Here is a 21,509-nt window from a genome sequence, read left to right on the forward strand (position 1 = left end):
AGGGCTGCTATATGCAGCCCTTTTTGTATTCAACACCAATATAACGGCAGGTGAAGTTAATCATATCGAATATTTTGCTCGTTTAAGATTTGATCTCGCGCAATGACTCTTTAGATCTGTTATCTTCCAGCACATAATTCGTGTGGTTTGCCTTTACTTGGCAAATTTATACAGTACTATCGCCACGCAAACGTTTACGTACCGCCTTTCGGTTCTGATATAAGGATCAAATATGCTGTCTGATATTGATATTTGTCGCTCTACTCCCCTTAAAAACATCAGTGAGGTTGCCAAGCAAGCTGGCCTGCACCACAACGAACATCAGCCATTAGGGCAATTCAAATCTAAAGTGTCTCTCACGTCACTTGAACGCCTCGCCAACCAACAAGATGGTAAATTAGTCGTAGTCACGGCGATCACACCGACACCTCTTGGTGAAGGCAAAACCGTCACTACTATCGGATTAGCACAAGGCCTCGCAGAGATTAACCAATCTGCAATGGCCTGCATTCGCCAGCCTTCAATGGGTCCGGTATTTGGTGTAAAAGGTGGCGCTGCGGGTGGTGGTTACTCTCAAGTTGCCCCTATGGAACAATTAAACCTGCACCTGACGGGCGATATTCATGCTGTTACGGCCGCTCACAACCTCGCCTCTGCCGCCATTGATGCACGTTTGTATCATGAACAACGGGAAGGCTTAGAGGCGTTTGAAGCGCGTTCTGGCTTAAAAGCCTTGGATATTGACCCAAGCAGAATCGTTTGGCGACGTGTACTTGACCACAATGATCGCGCACTACGCATGATCACGGTTGGCAAGAACGAAGCAGACAAAACAATTAACGGCTTTGAGCGAGAAGATGGATTTGATATCTCAGCTGCTTCAGAGCTAATGGCCATTCTTGCTCTAGCCAATGACCTTCAAGATTTGAGAAAGCGCATCGGACGAGTGGTACTTGCCTACAACAAACAAGGCTTGCCGTTGACCGCAGATGACTTCAACGTTGCAGGCGCAATGACCGTAACCATGAAGGATTCTATTGAACCAACATTGATGCAAACCCTTGAAGGCGTTCCTACCCTAATTCACGCCGGGCCTTTCGCGAACATCGCACATGGTAACTCTTCAATTATTGCCGATAAGATAGCGTTAAAACTGAGTGACTTTGTCGTGACCGAAGGTGGTTTCGGCTCAGATATGGGCTTTGAAAAAGCGTGCAACATAAAAGCAAAAGCGTCGAACAAAAAGCCCGATTGCGCTGTGGTTGTTGCAACATTACGTGGATTAAAGGCCAACTCTGGTTTATACGATTTGAGACCCGGCACTCCATTACCAGATTCAATTTTTAATGATGACCAAGACGCGCTAATTGCAGGCTTTGAGAACCTAAAATGGCACATCAACAACGTTAAGCAATACCAAGTGCCTACAGTTGTTGCGATTAACCGATTCCCACAAGACTCAGCTCAAGAGCTCGATGCTTTGAAACAGATGATCACCGACTTCGACTCAAGCGTTAACGTTGAAGTAAGCGAAGCATTTGGTCAAGGTGGCGAAGGCGCGACTCAACTGGCTCACGCTGTAGTCAAAGCTTGCCAAAAACAGAGTGAATTTAAGCCTTTGTATCACTCAGAGCAAAGCCTAGAAGAAAAGCTGATGGCAGTTGCTGAAGTTGGTTATGGCGCGGCAAGTATTTCGCTATCTCCACTGGCTAAAAAACAACTGGCTGAATTCAAACTGCATGGCTATAGCGACCTATCAGTTTGTTTGGCAAAAACACCACTATCGATCTCGACAGAAGCACACGTAAAAGGTGCACCAACCCAATTTGACGTGCCTGTTAGAGAACTAAAATTGTGTGCTGGTGCTGGCTTTATTTACGCGTTGTGCGGCAATGTAATGACCATGCCAGGCTTGCCTGACAAACCGGCGTTCATGTCGTTAGATATTGATAGTAATGGAAATATCGTCGGCCTAAGCTAGCTGCCCTTAGTTAGATAATCGGCAATTAATCGCGATTAATTTAGCTTAGGTTTCGGAGCAGTGTTCTATATTGAGCAATCATTTACTAACGAAGTGATTGCTCAACAATCAAGCTTAAATGCAAAAAGTTGCACTTAAATCGTAGTTATATGCGAATCTTGTCTTAACTTCTGGGTCAAGATCACATTAAAAACCCTATAAAATATATAGTATTGCGCTGATTCTTTGAGGACAGTGATGAATACAAGTATAAAAAAACTAGTCAGCCAATTTCTATGTACCATCTTTGCCCTAGGACTAGTCCCTGCCCTCTACATTAACTCTGAATTTGACAGGGTTGAAGCTCAGCACACGCTAAATATCCAACAGTCCAGCCAGAACCAGATCGAATACAGCTTTCATGAACTCGCTGTTATTGTTGAGCAAATCTCTAACTCTGTTCCGTCAATCGCCGACTCTCAAACACTACTCCGAGCGATTCGAGAACCTTCTATTATCCATAAAGAAACCCTGCAAGATCTTTGGGTGATGTTAGCTCGTGGCCAAAAATACTATTCCCAGCTTCGTTATCTCGATCTAGCCGGCAACGAAGTGTTCCGCGTTAACTACAAAGACGGTCGAGCCACTGTCGTCCCCGAGAACGAACTGCAGAACAAATCTTCTCGAGATTACTACCAGATGCTTCAGAAATTAGAGATTGGCGATGTCAGATCCAGAGGCATTGACCTAGAAATGGAAAATGGAGAAATCATCCACCCGTTAACGCCGGCGCTTCGCATTATGACGCCAGTCGCTGAAGGGAATCGAATTATTGGTTACTTCATTGCAAATCTAAACATGCTAGAGATTTACAACCGCCTTCATTACCAAATTGGAGACTCAGATGCAGTCCCGGTCATTCTAAACAAAACTGGTCATGTCATCATGGGCCCTGACCCAGCTGAATCATTTGGGCATGTGATTGAATCACGTTCAGACAAGACATACGCAAAGCTATACCCAGAGCTTTGGAAAGACATTCAAGACAACTCTTCGTCTAGCTATTTCGATGGTAAGAACTGGTATTTCCACTCGGACATCAGCCCAAAGATAAAGCAGTTTGCAGGCCCTATTTACATGGTTCTTCACATTGAGAATCAGCATTTCAGCAGTCAATACCGACAAGAAAAACAAGCGATTGTCGTTCAGATCATCACCTTGTCTTTCTTGATTTCGATGATCTCCGCTGGCTTTGTATTGTGGAACAGTAACCACAAGAAGAACAGTATCGATAGTCAACTGGCTAAAGCCGCGATGAATGGTATGTCTGCCTTAGTGATTACCGACAGAAACAACCGTATCATCAAGGTAAACCAAGAATTCACCCGTGTTAGTGGCTACGAGTTAGAAGACGTAAAAGGCCGCCAACCATCCATGTTTGCCTCTGGTCGCTACAACGAAGAGTTCTACATCAAGATGTGGAGCATAATCACTAAGACTGGGGTATGGGAAGGCGAAGTGGTCAATCGCCGTAAAGACGGATCTTTGATCACGGAAATATTGCGAATCCAAACCATTAAAGACTCGAAAGACGTGATTCAGTTTTATGTCGCTTCATTTGTGGATATCAGTAAACACAAAGAGCTAGAAAACAAACTGAGAAACCTGAGCGAAAAAGATGCCTTAGCTGGGTGTTGGAACCGCCGTAAGTTCGATCTTGAGCTGAGAGATGAGTGCTCTCGTGTGAATCGATACCCTACTCGCGAACACTCTTGCTTAGCGATCTTGGACATAGACTATTTCAAACGCATTAACGACAGATTTGGTCACGATTATGGTGATCGCGTCATTCAAACCGTTGCTGAGGTATTACAACGTGAGTGTCGAGAAACTGATTTTGTGGCTCGCATTGGTGGTGAAGAATTTGGCGTTATTCTGCCTCATACCACAACTGAAGAAGCTGAATATGTGCTTAACAGATTGAGAATCGCAGTCAATATTGAGCTCGACAACGTGGTGACGGTCAGTGGCGGAATCACCAACCTGACCAACGACCCTACTCTCAACTACAAGTGTGCGGATTTAGCACTCTATGAAGCCAAAGCCGCAGGTCGAAACAGTGTTTGCCTGTTCCTAGACAGCGAAATGAGCGAAATCGCCTAACAGAAAATCAGTATTGTTCCGCTAGGCTATCAGTTTGGCGGTTTAACAACCCAATCCTTTCAATCAGCTTGGTGCTGGATAGAACTCTAACTTTTTCCCTTCTACCACCAGAATACAATCCATGTTCGCAGCATGAGCAGCCTGCTTACCTAAGTTCGTATCTTCAAACACAACACACTGCTTTGGCTGTAATCCCATACCAAAACACGCATCTAAGAAGGTATCCGGATTTGGTTTGTGATTCTTCACATCTGTTGCTGTCACTAGGATATCCAGCTTGCTCAAAATATCTGTTTTGTCCAACAACTGTTCGGCACTTTTACGTTGACTGCCCGTTCCTACTGCAATCTTCTTGTTACCCAGATGCTCTAACAACAGAGAGTGAGTACAAGGGATAACGTCTCCTTTGTCTTCAATAGCCGCAAACGACGCCATTTTAAACGTAGAAACCGCTTGTGGGTCGAGCGATAAACCGTATTTGCTGTTCACCTCACCGGCTATCTTATAACTCGGCATGCCACCTAAACTATGTAGCCAAGACGCTTCAAAATGAAAACCAAACTCTTCAGCCGTTTGCTGCCACGCCTTTACATGTGCAGGCATTGTATCGATCAACGTACCGTCCATATCAAAGATTAATCCTTCATATGCCGTTAAATCTATTTTCATCACTACTACCACTCTTTAATAAAGTTACTGATACCATAACCAATATTCAGTATCATGGCGCCATATTACCGTTCAAAATGGATGTTTATGTTACAAATATCTAATTCTGTTTCGATTCAAGACTGGGAACTTCAGTTAACAGCGATCAGAGCACAAGGAGCCGGCGGTCAGAACGTCAATAAAGTATCGAGCGCGATACATTTACGTTTTGATATCAAGCACTCTACCCTACCTGACTTCTATAAAGAAAAGCTCCTCGCACACAAAGATAGCCGCATCACCAAAGACGGTGTGATTATCATTAAAGCGCAACAGTATAGAACTCAGGAACAAAACCGAGATGATGCTTTAGTGCGCTTGAAAGAATTGATCTTGGAAGCGACAAAGGTTCAAAAAGTAAGACGAGCAACTAAGCCGACGCGTGGCTCTCAGAAAAGACGTTTAGAAAGCAAAAAACAAAGAAGCACCACCAAACAGCTGCGTGGAAGAGTGAGCTGATGGCTTCATGCCCTCAGAGAACACATTACCCTAGAAGTATCTGTCAATTTGACTAACGAATCGATCTATTACGCTGTTTATTTGAAAGAAAGACTACTGCTTCTTTTTGACCGACAAAATCAGCTTGATCAACAACAGGCGCTCTTCGCTGGTCAGCAGACGACTGACCGCAGCTACATCTTCCGCTGTTACTTGTGATGCGCCAACAATATCAAGCACCACATCCAAATCCGTCACTTTTAAGGTTCTAGTGATTGAACGATACTGAGACATCTTGATGTCCGCCTCTCCGCGTTCAATCCTTTGATAGGTTTTTAAGCTCATTCCTGCACTCGAGGCTAACTTTTCTTGAGACAAGTTGGCTTGTTTCCTACGCTCAATCAGCGCCAATATTATGGGTTCTTGTGACATAAGCTCATCCTCAAAAGACAGTTATGTCCTAAATTCAGCAAGAAGCAGACCATATTGACTTGTGATGGTTTACATAAGCCATCAAAGGCATATTATTCGCTTGATAAAACCGTTACGTTTCATAAACCTTCACACTGATATCAGTTGTGAACGTACAGGCTAGGTAACTTGAGTATTCAAGTGTTGGGAAATTAGAAAAATTGCAAATTGCGAATAAGAAAGACGTCATATTGGAAATTGCGAATCGTTATAGATTGGCATTTCCTTGCATTAAGCACGCATTAGAAACGGACAATCCCCGCTCCGAAATTATTGCAGTGCAGCATAGGCTACTCACTTACAAAGAAGTGCTGCTGCACGGAAGTATGTTGGAAGAGAAAGAATTGAAGCAGGCCTTTTCTGCTCTGAACCAAAATGAAAAAGGTGTCGCACAAGGCGGTATTCAAAGCATCAACGACGCAGTTAAAGAGATGGATGTGATTGTCGAAAGGTACATTAGAAAAGCGTCTACTGAATTCTGTGCCTAATCCTCTGAACGGCTTAAACAAACAAAACAAAAACGGCCAGTCATAGTTGAATGACTGGCCGTTTGTTTAGCTAACATGAAGACGTGGGTATCTAACAAGACATCGCTCTTCTAAACCTACCGAGTAACATCAACGCGCCTAGCACGCCAAACGACAAACTGCCTCCACTGCCGCCTGAACCAGATGAAGTCCGTGCATTCACATAAGCCGTTCGCTTAGCTTCTGTTGCTGAAATTTGAACGGTTTCAGAACTATCTATCACACCACCAGTTACATCTGTAATCCAATCTCTGTAGTCATAGATTTCAGTGAATACCGAAGTTACTCTTGAGCTGCCACCACACGTTTCAGGACCAAAGCTGGTAATCCCTACTTGTCTGTAAACCGAACCATCCTTCCAGTAGACAGGACCTCCAGAGTCACCTTGACAAGTGCCACCGTACAAGCCAGAAGTAGCCACATCTCCAACGAAACAAATTTGATTCTCTGTTAACTCATTGCCAGCAGCAAATACCGTTTTACAAGTCGCATTGTCTACATAATTGAGGTTTGCTTTTTGTAGCAAAGTGGTTCCGTCGAAACCAGTGCGTGTATCACCATGGCCCACAGCGGTAAACGCCTCAGAAGAACTGCGATAACCATCCGAACTAGGACGCTTTACAACATCATTGATTGAGTCGATATTCAGTGCGCTTTCTAACTTAAGTATTGCAACGTCATTGCGTAATAGGTCGCTCAACGCATTTGAATAATCGCTGCGATAGTAAACCTCAGATACACGAGCTTTTTGGATGTTACCGTTGGGAAACTGAGAAGTATCTTCAATTTGAGGGACGACAACAGTAAACAACTGCCCTTCTTCATTACCGTATATACAATGCGCTGCGGTTAGAATATGCGTTGGATCTAAAATTGTTGCACCACAGTAAGGGCCTGTTGAGTAAACACCGTCATAATCAATACGATCAATGAACAAGCTTGCCATCGAAGGAAATTCCGTGACTGAAGCGTCGCTGCCATTAACAATATAAGGTGTCACAGTCGCGTCAGGAGAAACTTCGACCGAGTTTTCTGTCGCCATAACACTTGATGTGTAAATCATTGGCGCTAAAAGCCCTAAAACGGCTTTACGAACTGGACTCATTGTATGATTCACATTCATAGATAACTCCTTGTAACCCCTACTACTTATTTACAAAATTGATGAATAGACACCATAACACGTACTGACCATCATTATAGTAAGTATTTGTAACGATATTGCCACATCTCTCAATTTATAGACGAATTTAACAACCTGACTTCAATTGTTCTATTCTGCCTTGTATACGTTTCAAAAAACAAAAAAGCCTACCGTTAAACATCCCTAAAAAGAGAAGCTAACAATAGGCTTTCGTTATAGTTTGTGTTTTCTCTTAAAAGAGATTAGCCACGGTAGTAACGTTGAGGTACGAATGGCATTTTTTCTACTGTCATTGGTAGCTTCTTACCACGAACTTCAGCAAATACTTCTGTACCGATAGCCGCTAGATCAGTGCGCACGTATGCCATTGAAACAGGTTTACCCGCGTTAGGACCCGCAGTGCCACTCGTTACCACACCTACTTTGTTTCCTTCCGCATCGAACAGTTCAGCACCTTCACGTACAGGCGCTTTAGTTTGACCCACTAGACCAACACGCTTGCGTTGAACGTCTTTAGTTGCGATTTGTTCAAGGATGATATCAGCACCTGGGAAACCGCCAGCACGCTCACCGTCAGTACGACGCACTTTTTGAATGCCCCATAGAAGGCTAGCTTCTACTGGAGTCGTTGTTGTATCTAAGTCGTGACCGTATAGGCATAGGCCACACTCAAGACGAAGTGAATCACGTGCGCCAAGGCCAATCCACTCTACTTCAGCTTCTGCCGTTAGTTTACGCGCTAGTGCTTCAGCGTGATCGTTCGGTACTGAGATTTCATAGCCATCTTCACCTGTGTAACCACTGCGGCTCACAATGCACTCTACGCCGTCGATATCGACTTTTTGAACATCCATGAACAGCATGTCTGCAACACTTGGTTGGAAACGAGCAAGAACTTCAGACGCTTTAGGGCCTTGAAGTGCTAATAGAGCGCGGTCATCAATCACTTCCATTTCTACATCTGCAGGAAGGTGAGCCGTTAGGTGGTCGATATCTTGTGTTTTACAAGCCGCGTTCACAACAACAAATAGGTGATCGCCAAGGTTAGCAACCATAAGATCATCCATGATGCCGCCCTGTTCATTAGTAAAGAACGCGTAGCGCTGCTTACCAGAAGGCAGGTCGATAATATCTACTGGAACCAGAGATTCTAAAACAGCGGCTGCATTTTCACCGTGTAGACGCAGTTGCCCCATGTGAGAAACATCAAAAAGACCAGCAGCGTCACGAGTGTGTAAGTGCTCTTTCTTTACACCCAGTGGATACTGAACTGGCATGTCGTAGCCAGCAAAAGGAACCATTTTTGCACCGACTTCAACGTGAAGCGCATGCAGAGGTGTTTGTAGTAGGTCTTGATTAGCGTGTTCTTGAGTCATTTTATTCTCCATGAAGCGTTGCAGGCTTTCCAAATCGAATCTGCCGCTTATATCTCTATTTAGAGTCGCCTCTAACGATATGGGTTAACGTTAGAAACAGTAGATAGTAAAAAGTGATGTCTTCTATATAGGCTTTTATTACTAGCGATATAAAAAGAGGCTTCTGTATAAAAGCTATACGACTCACTTTCTAAGAATTCACTTCAGTAAACTTCAATCAACATGAGTAAACCGTGTTCACTATAGTAAACAAGCCTGAGTCAGTTTTACACCCTTAACAAGATTAAAACAGCTCAAAATGTGACATTTAACAATTTAAAAACAATTTTCAATCGCATACAAAAACGCGATATTGATGCTTTTCACACCAATATCGCGTCTTTTGGCAAACGTTAGAAACAAAAGCAAACGTTTGCATTCACTATAAGAAATTCTAACTTTGTTAACTTATTTTGCAGTCACCCACAAAATCAGTGCATCTTCTGTACTAGTAGAAATCAACATATGCCCCATGTTGGCGTCGTAATACATGCTGTCACCTTCGCTCATGGGTACCGGCTCATAGAATTCTGAGTAGAACATCACATCACCAGAGATCACCATCAAGAACTCTTCACCATCGTGGCGAACCCAATCGTTATACTCTTCAAAGGTGCGTGCTCTCACTCGGCTCTTGAACGGCATCATCTTCTTATTCGAAAGTTCTGTCGCCAGCAGTTCATGCTCGTAAGTCGGAGTTGGGTGAGGTTTACCCTGGCCTGCTTTAGTTAAGTCACGACGTCCTGTGGCAACTTTTTTTCTTGGCGGCTCAAAGAGTTGCGGCATATCGATTTGCAAACCCATAGCCAATTTCTGCATCGCTTGGAACGTCGGTGAGATTTGTTCGTTCTCAATTTTACTCAGCGTTGAACGTGCCAAACCAGTGCGTTGGCTCGCCTCTTCTAACGTAATGCCCAGCTTGCTGCGGATATCTTTAATACGCTGGCCGAGCCTAAGTGGTTCGATATTCTGATCTAACGTCTCTTTAGCCAACGTTAAAGATGGGTACTCATCATAAATGTCTTCTGACATAGGTCCCTCATTTATTTCTTACTTCCTGTCTATTAATTTCATTGTTGCATGAAGCGCTTTGTTGATTAAAGAGCACACAGGAAAATAAAGCGTGCTCCCTGTAGCAAAATGAGAAAAACTGTTTCCTATTGGAAATTTTTGTTGAAAATTGATTTTATCGGAGCTATGTTATCGACTTGTTAGATGAAGAGATGCTACTTCAGCTTGCAGCAAGTGATAGATTTAACATTTGTAAGAGCTGTTTTTTACCCGAAATTTTTGGGAACCAATTCGTGCTGCATTGACCCTACAACGATCGCTTTGACGCTATGGTCGTATAAATAAGAATCAACGCACCATTTATACACCTAAATAACGCAAACGATACCGATGCAGAAATCAACGTAAGACCTAATGGACTATAAAAACAATCACCATTAGCTTAATGAAAGGTCTCGACAATGAACGCTTATCAAAACCATAGCTTAGACAGTTTTTTCTCTACGAACCTATCTGCGACTGACGACGCAGTATTTGCTGGAATCCAAGCAGAGAACACTCGTCAAAACGAACAAATAGAACTTATTGCTTCTGAGAACATCGTTTCTAAAGCAGTAATGCAAGCTCAAGGCACTTGCCTTACCAACAAATACGCAGAAGGCTACCCAGGTCGTCGTTACTACGGTGGTTGTGAGCACGTAGATACAGTAGAAGCTATCGCGATTGAACGTGCTAAACAGCTATTCAAGTGTGAATACGCGAACGTACAACCTCACTCAGGTGCTCAAGCGAACGGCGCAGTTAAACTTGCCCTACTTCAACCTGGCGACACTATCCTAGGTATGTCTCTTGACGCTGGTGGTCACCTTACGCACGGTGCACGCCCTGCGCTTTCAGGCAAATGGTTCAACGCAGTTCAATACGGCGTAGACCGCGACACTCTTGAAATCGATTACGAAGCGGTACGCGCTCTCGCTATCGAATGCCAACCTAAAATGATTATTGCAGGTGGTAGTGCTATCCCACGCGTTATCGACTTCGCTAAATTCCGCGAAATCGCTGACGAAGTTGGCGCTATCCTTATGGTAGATATGGCACACATCGCGGGGCTTATCGCGACAGGTGCACACCCTAGCCCACTGCCACACGCGCACGTTGTAACGACAACGACACACAAAACACTTCGTGGCCCACGCGGCGGTATGATTCTGACCAACCACGAAGACATCAATAAAAAGATCAATTCTGCAGTATTCCCAGGCCTACAAGGCGGCCCACTAATGCACGTAATTGCGGCTAAAGCTGTCGCATTTGGCGAAGCACTTGGCCCAGAATTTAATACTTATATTAATTCAGTGATCGATAACGCAAAAGTTCTTGCTGAAGTGTTGCAAACTCGCGGTTGTGACATTGTGACTGGCGGAACTGACACGCACCTAATGCTGGTTGACCTTCGTCCTAAGGGCTTGAAAGGTAACGTAACTGAAGAAGCATTAGAGCGTGCTGGGATCACATGTAACAAAAATGGCATACCATTCGACTCAGAGAAGCCTATGATTACTTCGGGTATTCGTTTAGGTACGCCAGCTGGAACCAGTCGTGGTTTTGGCACTGAAGAATTCAAACTTATCGGTGAATGGATCGGTGATGTTCTTGATGGCTTAGTTGAAAGCCCTGAAGGCAACGCTGAAGTTGAGCAACGTGTTCGCAAGCAAGTTAAAGAGCTTTGCAAACGCTTCCCTCTTTACCGTTAATCCGTTTTTAAGATTTAAATTAAAACCTCATAAATTTTTGGAGAATAAGCAATGGACAATACACTTAAGTTTGCAGACAGCCACGAGTGGGTAAAAGACAACGGTGACGGTACTGTAACTATCGGTATTTCTGAGCACGCTCAAGAGATGCTAGGTGACGTTGTGTTTGTTGACCTGCCTGAAACTGAAGACGAAATTGAAGCTGGCGAAAGCTTCTCTCTAGTTGAGTCAGTTAAAGCTGCTTCTGATATCTACGCGCCAATCTCTGGTGAAATCGTAGAAATCAACGAAGAACTAGAAGATAGCCCAGAGCTAATCAACGAAGAACCTTATGAAGGTGGTTGGATTGTTAAAGTGAAGATGTCTGATGCGTCTGAACTAGACAACCTTAAAGATGCGGAAGAATACCTAAGCTCTATCGAAGAAGACTAATAGGTAACCTCATTACGATAAAGCTGCTCTTGTGAGCAGCTTAATTTTAGGGGCTAGCTCACGGCTCCAGAGAGAAAGTAGAACGATATCATGACTGAATTACTTCAAAGCCAATTACTGAAAGACTTGGGTACACAAAACGAGTTTGTTGCTCGTCATAACGGCCCAAATAAAGCAGACCAGCAAAAAATGCTTGAAGCGATCAACGCGACTAGCCTAGACGCACTGATCGACGAAACGGTTCCTGCACAAATCCGTCTTGAAAAACCAATGACACTTGCTGCGCCACTGAGCGAAATGGACATGCTGACCTCTCTTAAAGAGATCGCTAATCTAAACCAAGTGAAACGTACTTTCATTGGCCAAGGCTACTACAACACATTCACTCCAAACGTTATTCTACGTAACGTTTTAGAGAACCCAGGCTGGTACACAGCTTACACACCATACCAACCAGAGATCTCTCAAGGTCGTCTTGAAGCTCTACTAAATTACCAACAAATGGTAATGGACCTTACAGGTATGGAAATCGCGAACGCGTCTCTTCTTGACGAAGCGACAGCGGCTGGCGAAGCAATGACACTGTGTAAGCGTGCTGGTAAAAGCAAGAGCAAAGTATTCTTCGTTGCTGACGATGTTCACCCTCAAACACTAGAAGTTGTTAAAACTCGTGCTGAGTACATCGGTTTTGAAGTAATGGTTGGCGCTCTTGAAACACTTCCAGAGCAAGACGTATTTGGTGCATTAGTTCAATACCCTGGTACAACGGGCGAAGTTCGTGACCTAACAGACATCATTGCGAAAGCTCAAGCAAACAAAACTCTAGTAACCGTTGCTACTGACCTACTCGCATCTGCTCTACTTAAGCCTGCTGGCGAAATGGGCGCAGACGTAGTAATCGGTTCAGCACAACGTTTCGGCGTTCCTATGGGGTACGGCGGTCCACACGCTGCATTCATGGGTACTCGTGAAAAGCATAAGCGTACAATGCCAGGTCGTGTAATCGGTGTTTCTATCGATACTCACGGTAACCAAGCGCTACGTATGGCAATGCAAACTCGTGAGCAACACATCCGCCGCGAGAAAGCGACATCGAACATCTGTACAGCTCAAGCACTTCTAGCAAACATGGCGTCTTTCTACGCGGTTTACCACGGTGCAGAAGGCCTACGTACTATCGCTCGTCGTACACACCACATGACAGCTATCCTAGCGGCTGGCCTGACTAAAGCGGGTTACGAGCTAACAAACAACAGCTTCTTCGATACCATCACAATCAACTCTGAAGAGAAGACAGATGCACTGTACGCGAAAGCACAAGCAGCAGACATCAACTTGCGCCTTCTTAAAGGTAAGATCGGTATCAGCTTAGATGAAACAACCACAGTCGACGACGTGAATGCCCTATTCGCTATCTTCGACGTAAAAGAAGACGTTCAAGCGCTATCTTCTGACATTGCATCAAATGAGTTTGCGGCAATTCCAGAAAACTGTCGTCGTGAATCAGAGTTCCTAACTCACCCAGTGTTCAACACGCACCACAGCGAAACGCAAATGATGCGTTACCTAAAACAGCTTGAGAACAAAGACTTCTCACTAACGCACGGCATGATCCCACTGGGCAGCTGTACGATGAAGCTGAACGCTGCTGCTGAGATGATTCCAGTAACATGGCCTGAGTTTGGTTCAATTCACCCATTCGCACCTCTAGAGCAAGCGGCGGGTTACACAGCACTAGCAAAAGATCTTAAAGAGAAGCTATGTGAAATCACCGGTTACGACGATTTCTCACTACAGCCTAACTCTGGAGCATCTGGCGAATACGCAGGTCTAATCGCGATTCAACGCTACCACGCAAGCCGCGGTGAAGGTCACCGTAACGTTTGTCTGATTCCAAGCTCGGCGCACGGTACTAACCCTGCAACAGCATCAATGGTTTCTATGAAGGTAGTGGTTGTTAAGTGTGATGAAGATGGCAACATCGACATGACAGACCTAGCAGCGAAAATCGAGAAGCACAAAGAAAACCTATCAAGCATCATGATCACTTACCCTTCTACGCACGGCGTATACGAAGAGCAAGTGAAAGAAGTGTGTGAACAAGTACACGCAGCGGGCGGTCAGGTTTACCTAGACGGCGCGAACATGAACGCTCAAGTAGGTCTAACTTCACCTGGCTTCATTGGTTCAGACGTATCCCACTTGAACCTACACAAAACATTCTGTATCCCACACGGTGGTGGCGGTCCGGGTATGGGTCCTATCGGTGTTAAATCACACCTAGCACCTTTCCTACCAGGTCACATCGAAAACGGTGTGCAAGGTTCTGACTACGCGGTATCAGCTGCAGATCTAGGTAGTGCTTCAATTCTACCTATCTCTTGGGCTTACATCGCAATGATGGGCGAACCAGGCCTAACAGACGCAACTAAAGTAGCGATTCTGAACGCGAACTACGTGATGGAAAAACTACGTCCTCACTACCCTGTTCTTTACCGTGGCACTAACGGCCGCGTAGCGCACGAATGTATTATCGATATTCGTCCGCTTAAAGAAGACACAGGCATCAGCGAAGAAGATATTGCTAAGCGTCTGATGGACTTCGGTTTCCACGCACCGACTATGTCTTTCCCAGTAGCTGGCACGCTAATGGTAGAGCCAACTGAGTCAGAAGACCTAGAAGAGCTGGACCGTTTCTGTGAAGCGATGATCGCAATCCGCCACGAAATGGCAGCAGTGAAAAACGGTGAATGGCCACTAGACAACAACCCTCTAGTGAACGCACCGCACACACAAGTTGATCTAGCTGGCGCAGAATGGGATCGCCCTTACTCTCGTGAACTTGGTTGTTTCCCATCGAAAGCAACGAAGAACTCGAAGTACTGGCCAACAGTTAACCGTGTAGACAACGTATACGGCGACCGTAATCTAATCTGTTCTTGCCCAAGCATCGATAACTACGAAGAATAATTCGTAGCGGCGCTAAGCAGTGAAACATAACAAAAGGCGAACCAAATGGTTCGCCTTTTTGTTTTCTGAAATTCGACGTAAACAAATGCATTGACCTTACCGTAAGGTAAAAGTTTAAGGTGAAATGAATCTAACGATGAATGAGGAAACGATGATGGGATGTTGCAATAAAGCGCCAAAAGGTGGAGCCCCTCTTGGCTTACTTCTAAAGGTCACGCTTGGGATTGGGTTATTAGTGTTTCTGCTGGCTTTGTGGCAGTAGGAACCTGATATGGCATTAGATTTCAAACGAAGACGTGAAAGTACTTAAGAGTCATGTAGTTACAAATTGCTATTGGCGCCATAGTCGTTTGTTAGGGCTTCACTGTTTTGGGCGTGTATGAATTGAGTCCTTAACTATACTTAAAGACTCCTTTTGCACTTCATTCATCTCTCCTAAAAACACCCAAATTTTATGAATCAAATTCAGAAACATTAAGACCACACCAGAGATAGATAATAAAATCATTTTCAAAACTGAAAATTTATCAATAGGGCCATCACTCATAACTTCCAAGTATAGTTGGTAAGAAATAACAGAAATTGCCCCCAACGTTAGCAACTTCATCATGATTTGTCTTAAGTAATCATCAGACTTTTTGCGTGACGACATACTACTCAACTTGTTTTCTAATAATTTTGAAATAATGGTTACTATAATTGCAATAAACAATGGTATTAATAAATCTTTCATATAACTCCATATTTAAATACCGCACTTTTCTATCAAGTTTTTATGCTATCAATTGTACTAGCCTTTGTCTTTCCATAACAATCACTTATACCGTAATCTTAGTGATTAGCGTGGCAAATGTAGAATTTACCCGTCTAGTATGATTCCCACTAAATCATGAGCTTACGCGCGTTATATCCGTGTTGTAACCATCACAACCTACCCTTACCTCGGAGCAAGTAAAACTCTATAAATCCAATGCTTGACCGTATACGGTAAGGTGTTTATATTGTCGCCGCCCAAACGGGGCACATCCTAAAATGCACACCGGCCATCCTGCCATCACTGGTGCATTTATATTGGTGTTTTGAACTTCCATGCTAACGAAACTTCGTCCTTTTACTCGTGAATCGGGTGCGCTTATGCACCTTTCGATTCCAATCATTTTGACTCAAATAGCTACCCAAGCGATGGGATTTGTCGATACGACAATGGCTGGCCAAGTAAGCCCTGCTGATCTTGCCGCTATTGCACTCGGCACCAGCCTTTGGATTCCTGTGTTGCTGTTGCTGCGTGGTGTGATTATGGCGTTAACGCCTGTAGTCGCTTATCACAGAGGCGCTCGCGACTTCCAAAGTATCTCTGTTGAATTCTTCCAGATGGTTTGGTTGGCATTAATTGCTAGCGTACTACTCATCGCTTACCTCGTAAGTGCCAAACCGCTCTTGGAATGGATTGGGGTTGCCGCTGAAATCATCCCTATCGGCAGTGACTATGCCTTTGCCCTCGCCTTCGGTGTGCCGGGTATTGCCCTGTTCTACACCTTGAACGGTTTCTGTGAAGGTATGAACAACACCAAAGTGCCAATGATCATTTCTGTGGTTGGTTTATTGGTCAATATTCCGGTCAACTACGTGCTTATCTACGGTAAGTTCGGCTTCCCTGAAATGGGCGCTGTAGGTTGTGGTTGGGCGACAAGCTTGGTGTACTGGTTAATGTCGGGAATGCTGTATTCCTACATTAAAGGTCATCACCACTACAAGACCATCATCAAGTTTTCAGATGCGAAGCCAAAAGCAAAAGAGATGCTTCACCTTCTAAGATTAGGTTTACCCATCGGGATGAACATTGCAGTGTGTGGCAGCATCTTTGCGGTAATCGCACTGATGATTGGTCGTATTGGCGCTGAGAACGTAGCAGCCGCGCAAATTGCACTTAACATTTCGAGCCTAACTTATGTGATCCCGATGAGTATCTCGTTTGGCATTACGATTCGTGTTGGGCACGCTCTAGGTGAAAAAGACGAACTCGGTGCGATTGAACGCAGCAAAGTCGGTATCTTGGTTGCGGCGTTGATTTCATTACTTTCGGTTGCGATGTTCCTTCTGTTCCCTGAGTGGATCATTAGGCTTTACACAACCGACCCTACAATAAGCGCGACAGCAGCAGTATTGTTGACCTTTACCGCTATGTACCAATTCAGTGATGCATTGCAAACCTCTGCTAACGGCGCACTGCGTGGTTATAAAGATACTAAGATCCCGATGATCTTAGCTATCGCTTCATACTGGGGCTTAGCGTTACCACTGGGTATGGTGTTGGGCTTAACAGACCACATTGTTCCAGCAATGGGTGAAGAAGGCTTTTGGATTGGTATTCTAACGGGCTTGAGTGTGTCAGCCGCTCTGATGCTACTTCGCTTACGTTACGTGATTAAGAAGCGTGACTTGCCACCAGCAGATGCGGTAACAGCAAATTAAGATAAACCAATAAACTGATACAAAAAAGCGTGTTACTGCCATTGGCGATAACGCGCTTTTTATTCGAAGCCTTAAAATCAGTTACAGGGTTCGGTTTAACAATTGTTGTTTACAATACGAACTGTACACTCACATCCTTCATCAGGACATTGGCTGCCATTTGTTCGGCCAAAAGAGTCATAAAGAACAAAGCAACCTTGGCGCGTCTCTAGATCCGCATCCGTTATGTTCGTACTATCTAATTCAGCTTGGGTAAAGTCGTATTCATACCCGATCACAGTGTGTCGATTACCAAAATCAGAAGTTAAGCTGTCATCATCTGATAAGGTCATAAAATCGATCATCGTCAATTTGTCGCCCGACTCCCCTCGGCTTTCCGGACAAAGTGTGCCCCAGTCAACCTCAACACTACCGATACCAAAATCGATCACATAGTTGCTCTGATCTCCTGGGTTTGATGCATCAGGGTTAAGCCCAACGATAATAGCTTTAGAAGTCACTTGCGTGATCACGCCTTCCATCGCACCCGCAACACCTTCAAGTACCGCTTCTCTCGCTGATTCCTGAATACCAAGGAATCTTGGAGCAGCCGTTACCGCTAATACTCCGAGTATCACGATCACGATGATTAATTCCATTAAAGTAAATCCGTTTTTCTTCATGACATCCGCATCTTTTGATAACTTAAACATTCAATAACCCAATGAATTACCTATAACTATACACCTCAAATAGGACTCATAACACTCCACGGCTATCGCTTTTTATAACGCTGGTTGTGGTATTTGTTCCCTTTAGAGGCTGAAAAGATAACTGGAAGCGTTATCACATAAGGTGTCAGCGGGTTTAAATTCGATCAAATGCGTGGTGCAACTGAAAGTATCGATGGAAGAAGGTTTAATTGATTTATTTGAACTGAGGCTCGCTGCGTATAATCAAAGTTAGACCATTTTTGAGTCGCCCTTTGTGTTTCTACACTTAAGAAAGCAAGAAATGAAATAGAATCCATAAAAAAGCGCGTTATTGCCATTTGGTAATAACGCGCATCTATAATCGTTGTACGACTATCGCAACATTAGTTCACTGCTTTCACGTAAGGAAGCACTCGGAATCCATCACGTACTTTTTGGCTTGGAATGTAATGACGGAAAGCTAAGTTAAACACACCAGAATCGTTTTCTGTTTTGATGTTGTTTACTGCATCATCACCACAACCAAAGCTTACGGTGTAAGTGCCGTCTGCATTTTTCTCAGCCGTGTTTGAGCTTACGTTCGCCACTTCACCAAACATGAAACCTTGCTTGTTGTAGACCGTTACCGACCAAAACGCTTGGTTTTTAGGGTCTTCAAAAGTTACCTGATGACAAGTATCTGTTGGGAAGTTTCCAGAGATTTCATAGATGTTATCTTCTAGCTGTGCGCCTCCCCAACCGACAGCTGCGCCAACTGCGTATTTCTCTTTAGTAAACATCTCTTTTGAAGCATCTTCAGGGCTTGTAAACATACCAAATGTCGCTTGAGCGCCATCTCGCTTAAGTATTGTTGGCATTTCCATCTTAAGGCTCGTCTCTACCTCTTCAAAAGATTTCTCATCCACTTGCATAGCAGTAAACTCGCCATCCGCTTTTGCATCAATGCTCATTTTATCTTGGATTTCATGAACTTCATTTTTCGAGAATGTCGCGTCGGTACGAACAATGACGTAAACGTGATCACCGCTATGAGTAGAAAGATCAAACGTACCTGAACCGTATTGCATTGGCTGAATGCGGTGATCTTCAGTAATCACTTCCATCGACATGTACTTGCCTTCAGGGATCTCAGGTAACGTGACGGTCGCCCCCTTTGATACATTAATTACTGCCATTGAGTAGTAGGTGTCTCGGTTCATTCGAACCACATCCTGTTCATCTGTTGGCGTTAGCTCGCGTTACGTTCCTCTCTTTGATTAAAACACTTAACGACACCAATAAGTTTAGATCCAGCCGAGAAAGCTGTTGTTCGATAGTCATCATAAGACATGCATCTGAGTAATATCACTCGTTAAATAATTGCACCATTGTGACTAACAAACAAGTCTCTGTTTAAACGATGGCATTTATATCCAACTAAAAAGGCGAACCCATCGGTTCGCCTTTTTGTTTAAAGATTCGTATTTATCGATTGATCGCCAAATATGAGCCAGCAGCAATCATTATTCCACCAGCACTTTGGTTTAACCTTTTATGTGCGCGTGGCGTTTTTAACAAACCTGCCATTCTGCCCGCGCCCACAGCGATAAGCATTAAGCCTGACATCAGAGCAACAGATGCTAAAGCAGAAACTAATACGATATCTTGTGAGCGCAGAACAGTCAGATCAATAAAAGTCGGCAAGAACGAAATATAAAACAGAATCACTTTAGGGTTCGATGCTGAAATCAAAAAGCCTTGCGCGAAACTCGCGAGTTCAGATTTCTGACTCTGTTTGGCCGCAAGTTCCGCAGAGCCTTGCACTTCAGGCAGGCTCTTAAACATCTTGTAGCCCAAGTAAATCAAATAAGCTGCACCAACATAGCGAATCACCTCAAACGCAATCGACCAATTCTCGGCAATCGTTGCTAGACCGAAACAGGCAAGCGCAAGGTAAATAAGATCACTGCATATCATACCTAACGAAAGCGTGACGCACTTTCGCCATCCTTGAACCATAGCACGAGCTAAAATGGCAAAGACGCCAGGCCCCGGAGTAATACCAAATACAAACATGGCAATAAAGAATGTAATCGCACTTTCTAATGACATTGAACTGTCCTTTTCTATAACCCAACATAATTGATCATGAACGTATCATGGAGCTTCGATTCTGGTAAAGAACGTTTTTTACTAAATACGATTTACACAACTCATGTATTGAATAAGTGTCGCACGTAATTTACCCACCAGACTTAATTAAACCTAAACCTAAGTACTTTTCGTTAGGGCATAAAAAAGGCGAACCTATTGGCTCGCCTTAATCATTTTGTTCGCCAGAATCGTTTAGTCGTTACGAATGGGTGATAACAACTCAGGGTTAACCACCAAATTTCTCACACCGTGGGCGTGATCTTCGTTAAAGTCATTGCCTTCACACCAGCTACCTACTGTCGCGATATTTACTTTCGCGACTTGTGGTCTAACGCTCCATGTTACTTGGAAAGGTGAACCTTGCTCATTATAACCAGGACCCGTTGTAGAGCCTGCGTATTGGATCGCTGAGCCCGTATCTTGTGGGATGTTTGGTGCTTGGTGTAAGCCGTTCACTTTTGAATGTTTAGCGAGCGCTTCAAAGTCGGGTGCTTTGTCGTCATTCACTAATACGTAAACTTGGGTTTCTACACGCAGTTGCGGGTTGGTAATCGCATCGTTAAAACAAGCACCCAGTGTTTCACCCGGTTCAACTTGCGCCGTTGAATAAACATAGTGAACTTCAATGGTGTCACCCGAATGCAAAGAACCATGCTCGCTCGGACAAACCTTGCCCTCAAATGGTTTCAGCTCAGCAGAACTCAGCTTGCCTGTGTATTTAAAGCCACTCTGGAATCCCTTACCATCACCGTTACCAGCGTATTGAGTAAACTCTCCACCTTTATGCTCAGCATTTTTATGGAAGTGAATATTACATAAGTTCATCGCTGTTGAATCAGGGGCATCCGAGAACAGCCTAGTATTTTTACCTTCTAATGAACCCAAATCTCGTGGAGCTTGCGGTCCAAAACCTTGTCCTTGGGTATTTTCAGAAAGCTTCGCTCTTTGTTCTGCGATAACTCCATCTGATACAGACTCATGGTTCGCATCTGATGCATTTGCATGAGCTGACAACATCACCAATGCGGCACTTAAAAACACACTCTTATTCTTCATTTTTCTTCCCTAGAATATTGATAACTAAACCTAAACCTACTTAACAGCAAACATCTTACTATGCTCGTAAGTGAATATAAGAGTTGTCTTTGTAAGATTAGATTTCATTGCTTACTTTGGGATGAGTATTAGAACCCTTGATGCATATAACAAGTCAAACAGG

17 protein-coding genes and 1 pseudogene are annotated in these 21,509 nt (G+C 44.0%); 8 read left to right on the forward strand and 10 right to left on the reverse strand.

All coding sequences use genetic code 11. From position 1 onward, the window contains the following. Positions 1-232 precede the first annotated feature (232 nt). Both AB6E54_RS18465 and AB6E54_RS18470 read left to right on the forward strand, forming a co-directional pair. The gene (locus tag AB6E54_RS18465; protein ID WP_017059839.1) at positions 233-1,981 is read left to right on the forward strand and encodes a formate--tetrahydrofolate ligase; all 1,749 of its coding nucleotides are present in this window, start codon (positions 233-235) and stop codon (positions 1,979-1,981) included. A gap of 237 nt (positions 1,982-2,218) precedes the next feature. Continuing rightward, entirely contained in the window at positions 2,219-4,123 is a 1,905-nt protein-coding gene (locus tag AB6E54_RS18470; protein ID WP_102331910.1) for a GGDEF domain-containing protein, read from the forward strand. 63 nt (positions 4,124-4,186) lie between these two features. On the opposite strand, the gene AB6E54_RS18475 is transcribed toward AB6E54_RS18470, so the two are convergent. Beyond that, the gene (locus tag AB6E54_RS18475; RefSeq protein WP_102331909.1) at positions 4,187-4,792 is read right to left on the reverse strand and encodes a beta-phosphoglucomutase family hydrolase; all 606 of its coding nucleotides are present in this window, start codon (positions 4,790-4,792) and stop codon (positions 4,187-4,189) included. A gap of 87 nt (positions 4,793-4,879) precedes the next feature. Here AB6E54_RS18475 and arfB point away from each other — a divergent pair, with 87 nt between their 5' ends. Then, positions 4,880-5,290 carry an alternative ribosome rescue aminoacyl-tRNA hydrolase ArfB gene (gene arfB, locus AB6E54_RS18480; protein WP_017059842.1) on the forward strand — a complete coding sequence of 137 codons (411 nt, stop codon included), beginning with the start codon at positions 4,880-4,882 and terminating at the stop codon, positions 5,288-5,290. 93 nt (positions 5,291-5,383) lie between these two features. On the opposite strand, the gene AB6E54_RS18485 is transcribed toward arfB, so the two are convergent. Beyond that, a complete protein-coding gene (locus tag AB6E54_RS18485) occupies positions 5,384-5,701 on the reverse strand; it encodes a helix-turn-helix transcriptional regulator (RefSeq protein WP_017059843.1) in 318 nt (105 codons plus the stop codon). 200 nt (positions 5,702-5,901) lie between these two features. Between AB6E54_RS18485 and AB6E54_RS18490 the strand changes: the two genes are divergently transcribed. Then, positions 5,902-6,228 (forward strand): hypothetical protein, encoded by a 327-nt coding sequence (locus AB6E54_RS18490; RefSeq protein ID WP_372107127.1) that lies wholly within the window; start codon positions 5,902-5,904, stop codon positions 6,226-6,228. A 91-nt stretch (positions 6,229-6,319) separates the two neighbouring features. Here the strand turns inward: AB6E54_RS18490 and AB6E54_RS18495 are convergent, their stop codons facing one another. From AB6E54_RS18495 to AB6E54_RS18505, 3 genes are all read right to left on the reverse strand, one after another. Next, the gene (locus AB6E54_RS18495) at positions 6,320-7,390 is read right to left on the reverse strand and encodes a trypsin-like serine protease (RefSeq protein WP_017067505.1); all 1,071 of its coding nucleotides are present in this window, start codon (positions 7,388-7,390) and stop codon (positions 6,320-6,322) included. 263 nt (positions 7,391-7,653) lie between these two features. After that, entirely contained in the window at positions 7,654-8,787 is a 1,134-nt protein-coding gene (gcvT, locus tag AB6E54_RS18500) for a glycine cleavage system aminomethyltransferase GcvT (RefSeq protein WP_372107125.1), read from the reverse strand. 447 nt (positions 8,788-9,234) lie between these two features. Next, positions 9,235-9,858, reverse strand: a complete 624-nt coding sequence (locus tag AB6E54_RS18505; RefSeq protein ID WP_017059847.1) for a helix-turn-helix domain-containing protein — start codon at positions 9,856-9,858, stop codon at positions 9,235-9,237. 440 nt (positions 9,859-10,298) lie between these two features. Between AB6E54_RS18505 and AB6E54_RS18510 the strand changes: the two genes are divergently transcribed. The 3 genes from AB6E54_RS18510 to gcvP all read left to right on the forward strand — a co-directional run bounded on the left by AB6E54_RS18510 (position 10,299) and on the right by gcvP (position 14,993). Further along, positions 10,299-11,591, forward strand: a complete 1,293-nt coding sequence (locus tag AB6E54_RS18510; RefSeq protein WP_008216961.1) for a serine hydroxymethyltransferase — start codon at positions 10,299-10,301, stop codon at positions 11,589-11,591. A 51-nt stretch (positions 11,592-11,642) separates the two neighbouring features. Beyond that, entirely contained in the window at positions 11,643-12,023 is a 381-nt protein-coding gene (gene gcvH, locus AB6E54_RS18515; protein ID WP_008216962.1) for a glycine cleavage system protein GcvH, read from the forward strand. Positions 12,024-12,113: 90 nt separating this feature from the next. Beyond that, positions 12,114-14,993, forward strand: a complete 2,880-nt coding sequence (gcvP, locus tag AB6E54_RS18520) for an aminomethyl-transferring glycine dehydrogenase (RefSeq protein ID WP_372107122.1) — start codon at positions 12,114-12,116, stop codon at positions 14,991-14,993. A gap of 361 nt (positions 14,994-15,354) precedes the next feature. Here the strand turns inward: gcvP and AB6E54_RS18525 are convergent, their stop codons facing one another. After that, positions 15,355-15,726 (reverse strand): hypothetical protein, encoded by a 372-nt coding sequence (locus AB6E54_RS18525; RefSeq protein WP_017070038.1) that lies wholly within the window; start codon positions 15,724-15,726, stop codon positions 15,355-15,357. 356 nt (positions 15,727-16,082) lie between these two features. Between AB6E54_RS18525 and AB6E54_RS18530 the strand changes: the two genes are divergently transcribed. Continuing rightward, complete coding sequence (locus tag AB6E54_RS18530; protein ID WP_372107120.1) at positions 16,083-17,465, forward strand: MATE family efflux transporter; 1,383 nt, start codon at positions 16,083-16,085, stop codon at positions 17,463-17,465. Between the two features lie 95 nt (positions 17,466-17,560). Here AB6E54_RS18530 and AB6E54_RS18535 read toward each other — a convergent pair whose 3' ends face one another. The 4 genes and pseudogenes from AB6E54_RS18535 to AB6E54_RS18550 form a co-directional block, all read right to left on the reverse strand. After that, positions 17,561-18,103, reverse strand: coding sequence for a type II secretion system protein (locus AB6E54_RS18535; protein WP_372102666.1), 543 nt, complete (start codon positions 18,101-18,103; stop codon positions 17,561-17,563). Between the two features lie 437 nt (positions 18,104-18,540). Next, a pseudogene (locus tag AB6E54_RS18540) lies at positions 18,541-19,395 on the reverse strand (DUF1214 domain-containing protein); the annotation flags it as partial. A 226-nt stretch (positions 19,396-19,621) separates the two neighbouring features. After that, complete coding sequence (locus tag AB6E54_RS18545) at positions 19,622-20,248, reverse strand: LysE family translocator (RefSeq protein WP_017066602.1); 627 nt, start codon at positions 20,246-20,248, stop codon at positions 19,622-19,624. A gap of 234 nt (positions 20,249-20,482) precedes the next feature. Next, positions 20,483-21,346, reverse strand: a complete 864-nt coding sequence (locus AB6E54_RS18550; RefSeq protein ID WP_017072180.1) for a delta-class carbonic anhydrase — start codon at positions 21,344-21,346, stop codon at positions 20,483-20,485. Positions 21,347-21,509: the final 163 nt, after the last annotated feature.

It is taken from the genome of Vibrio sp. 10N.247.311.49 (assembly GCF_041467655.1).
GTDB classification, from domain to species: Bacteria; Pseudomonadota; Gammaproteobacteria; order Enterobacterales; family Vibrionaceae; genus Vibrio; species Vibrio crassostreae_C.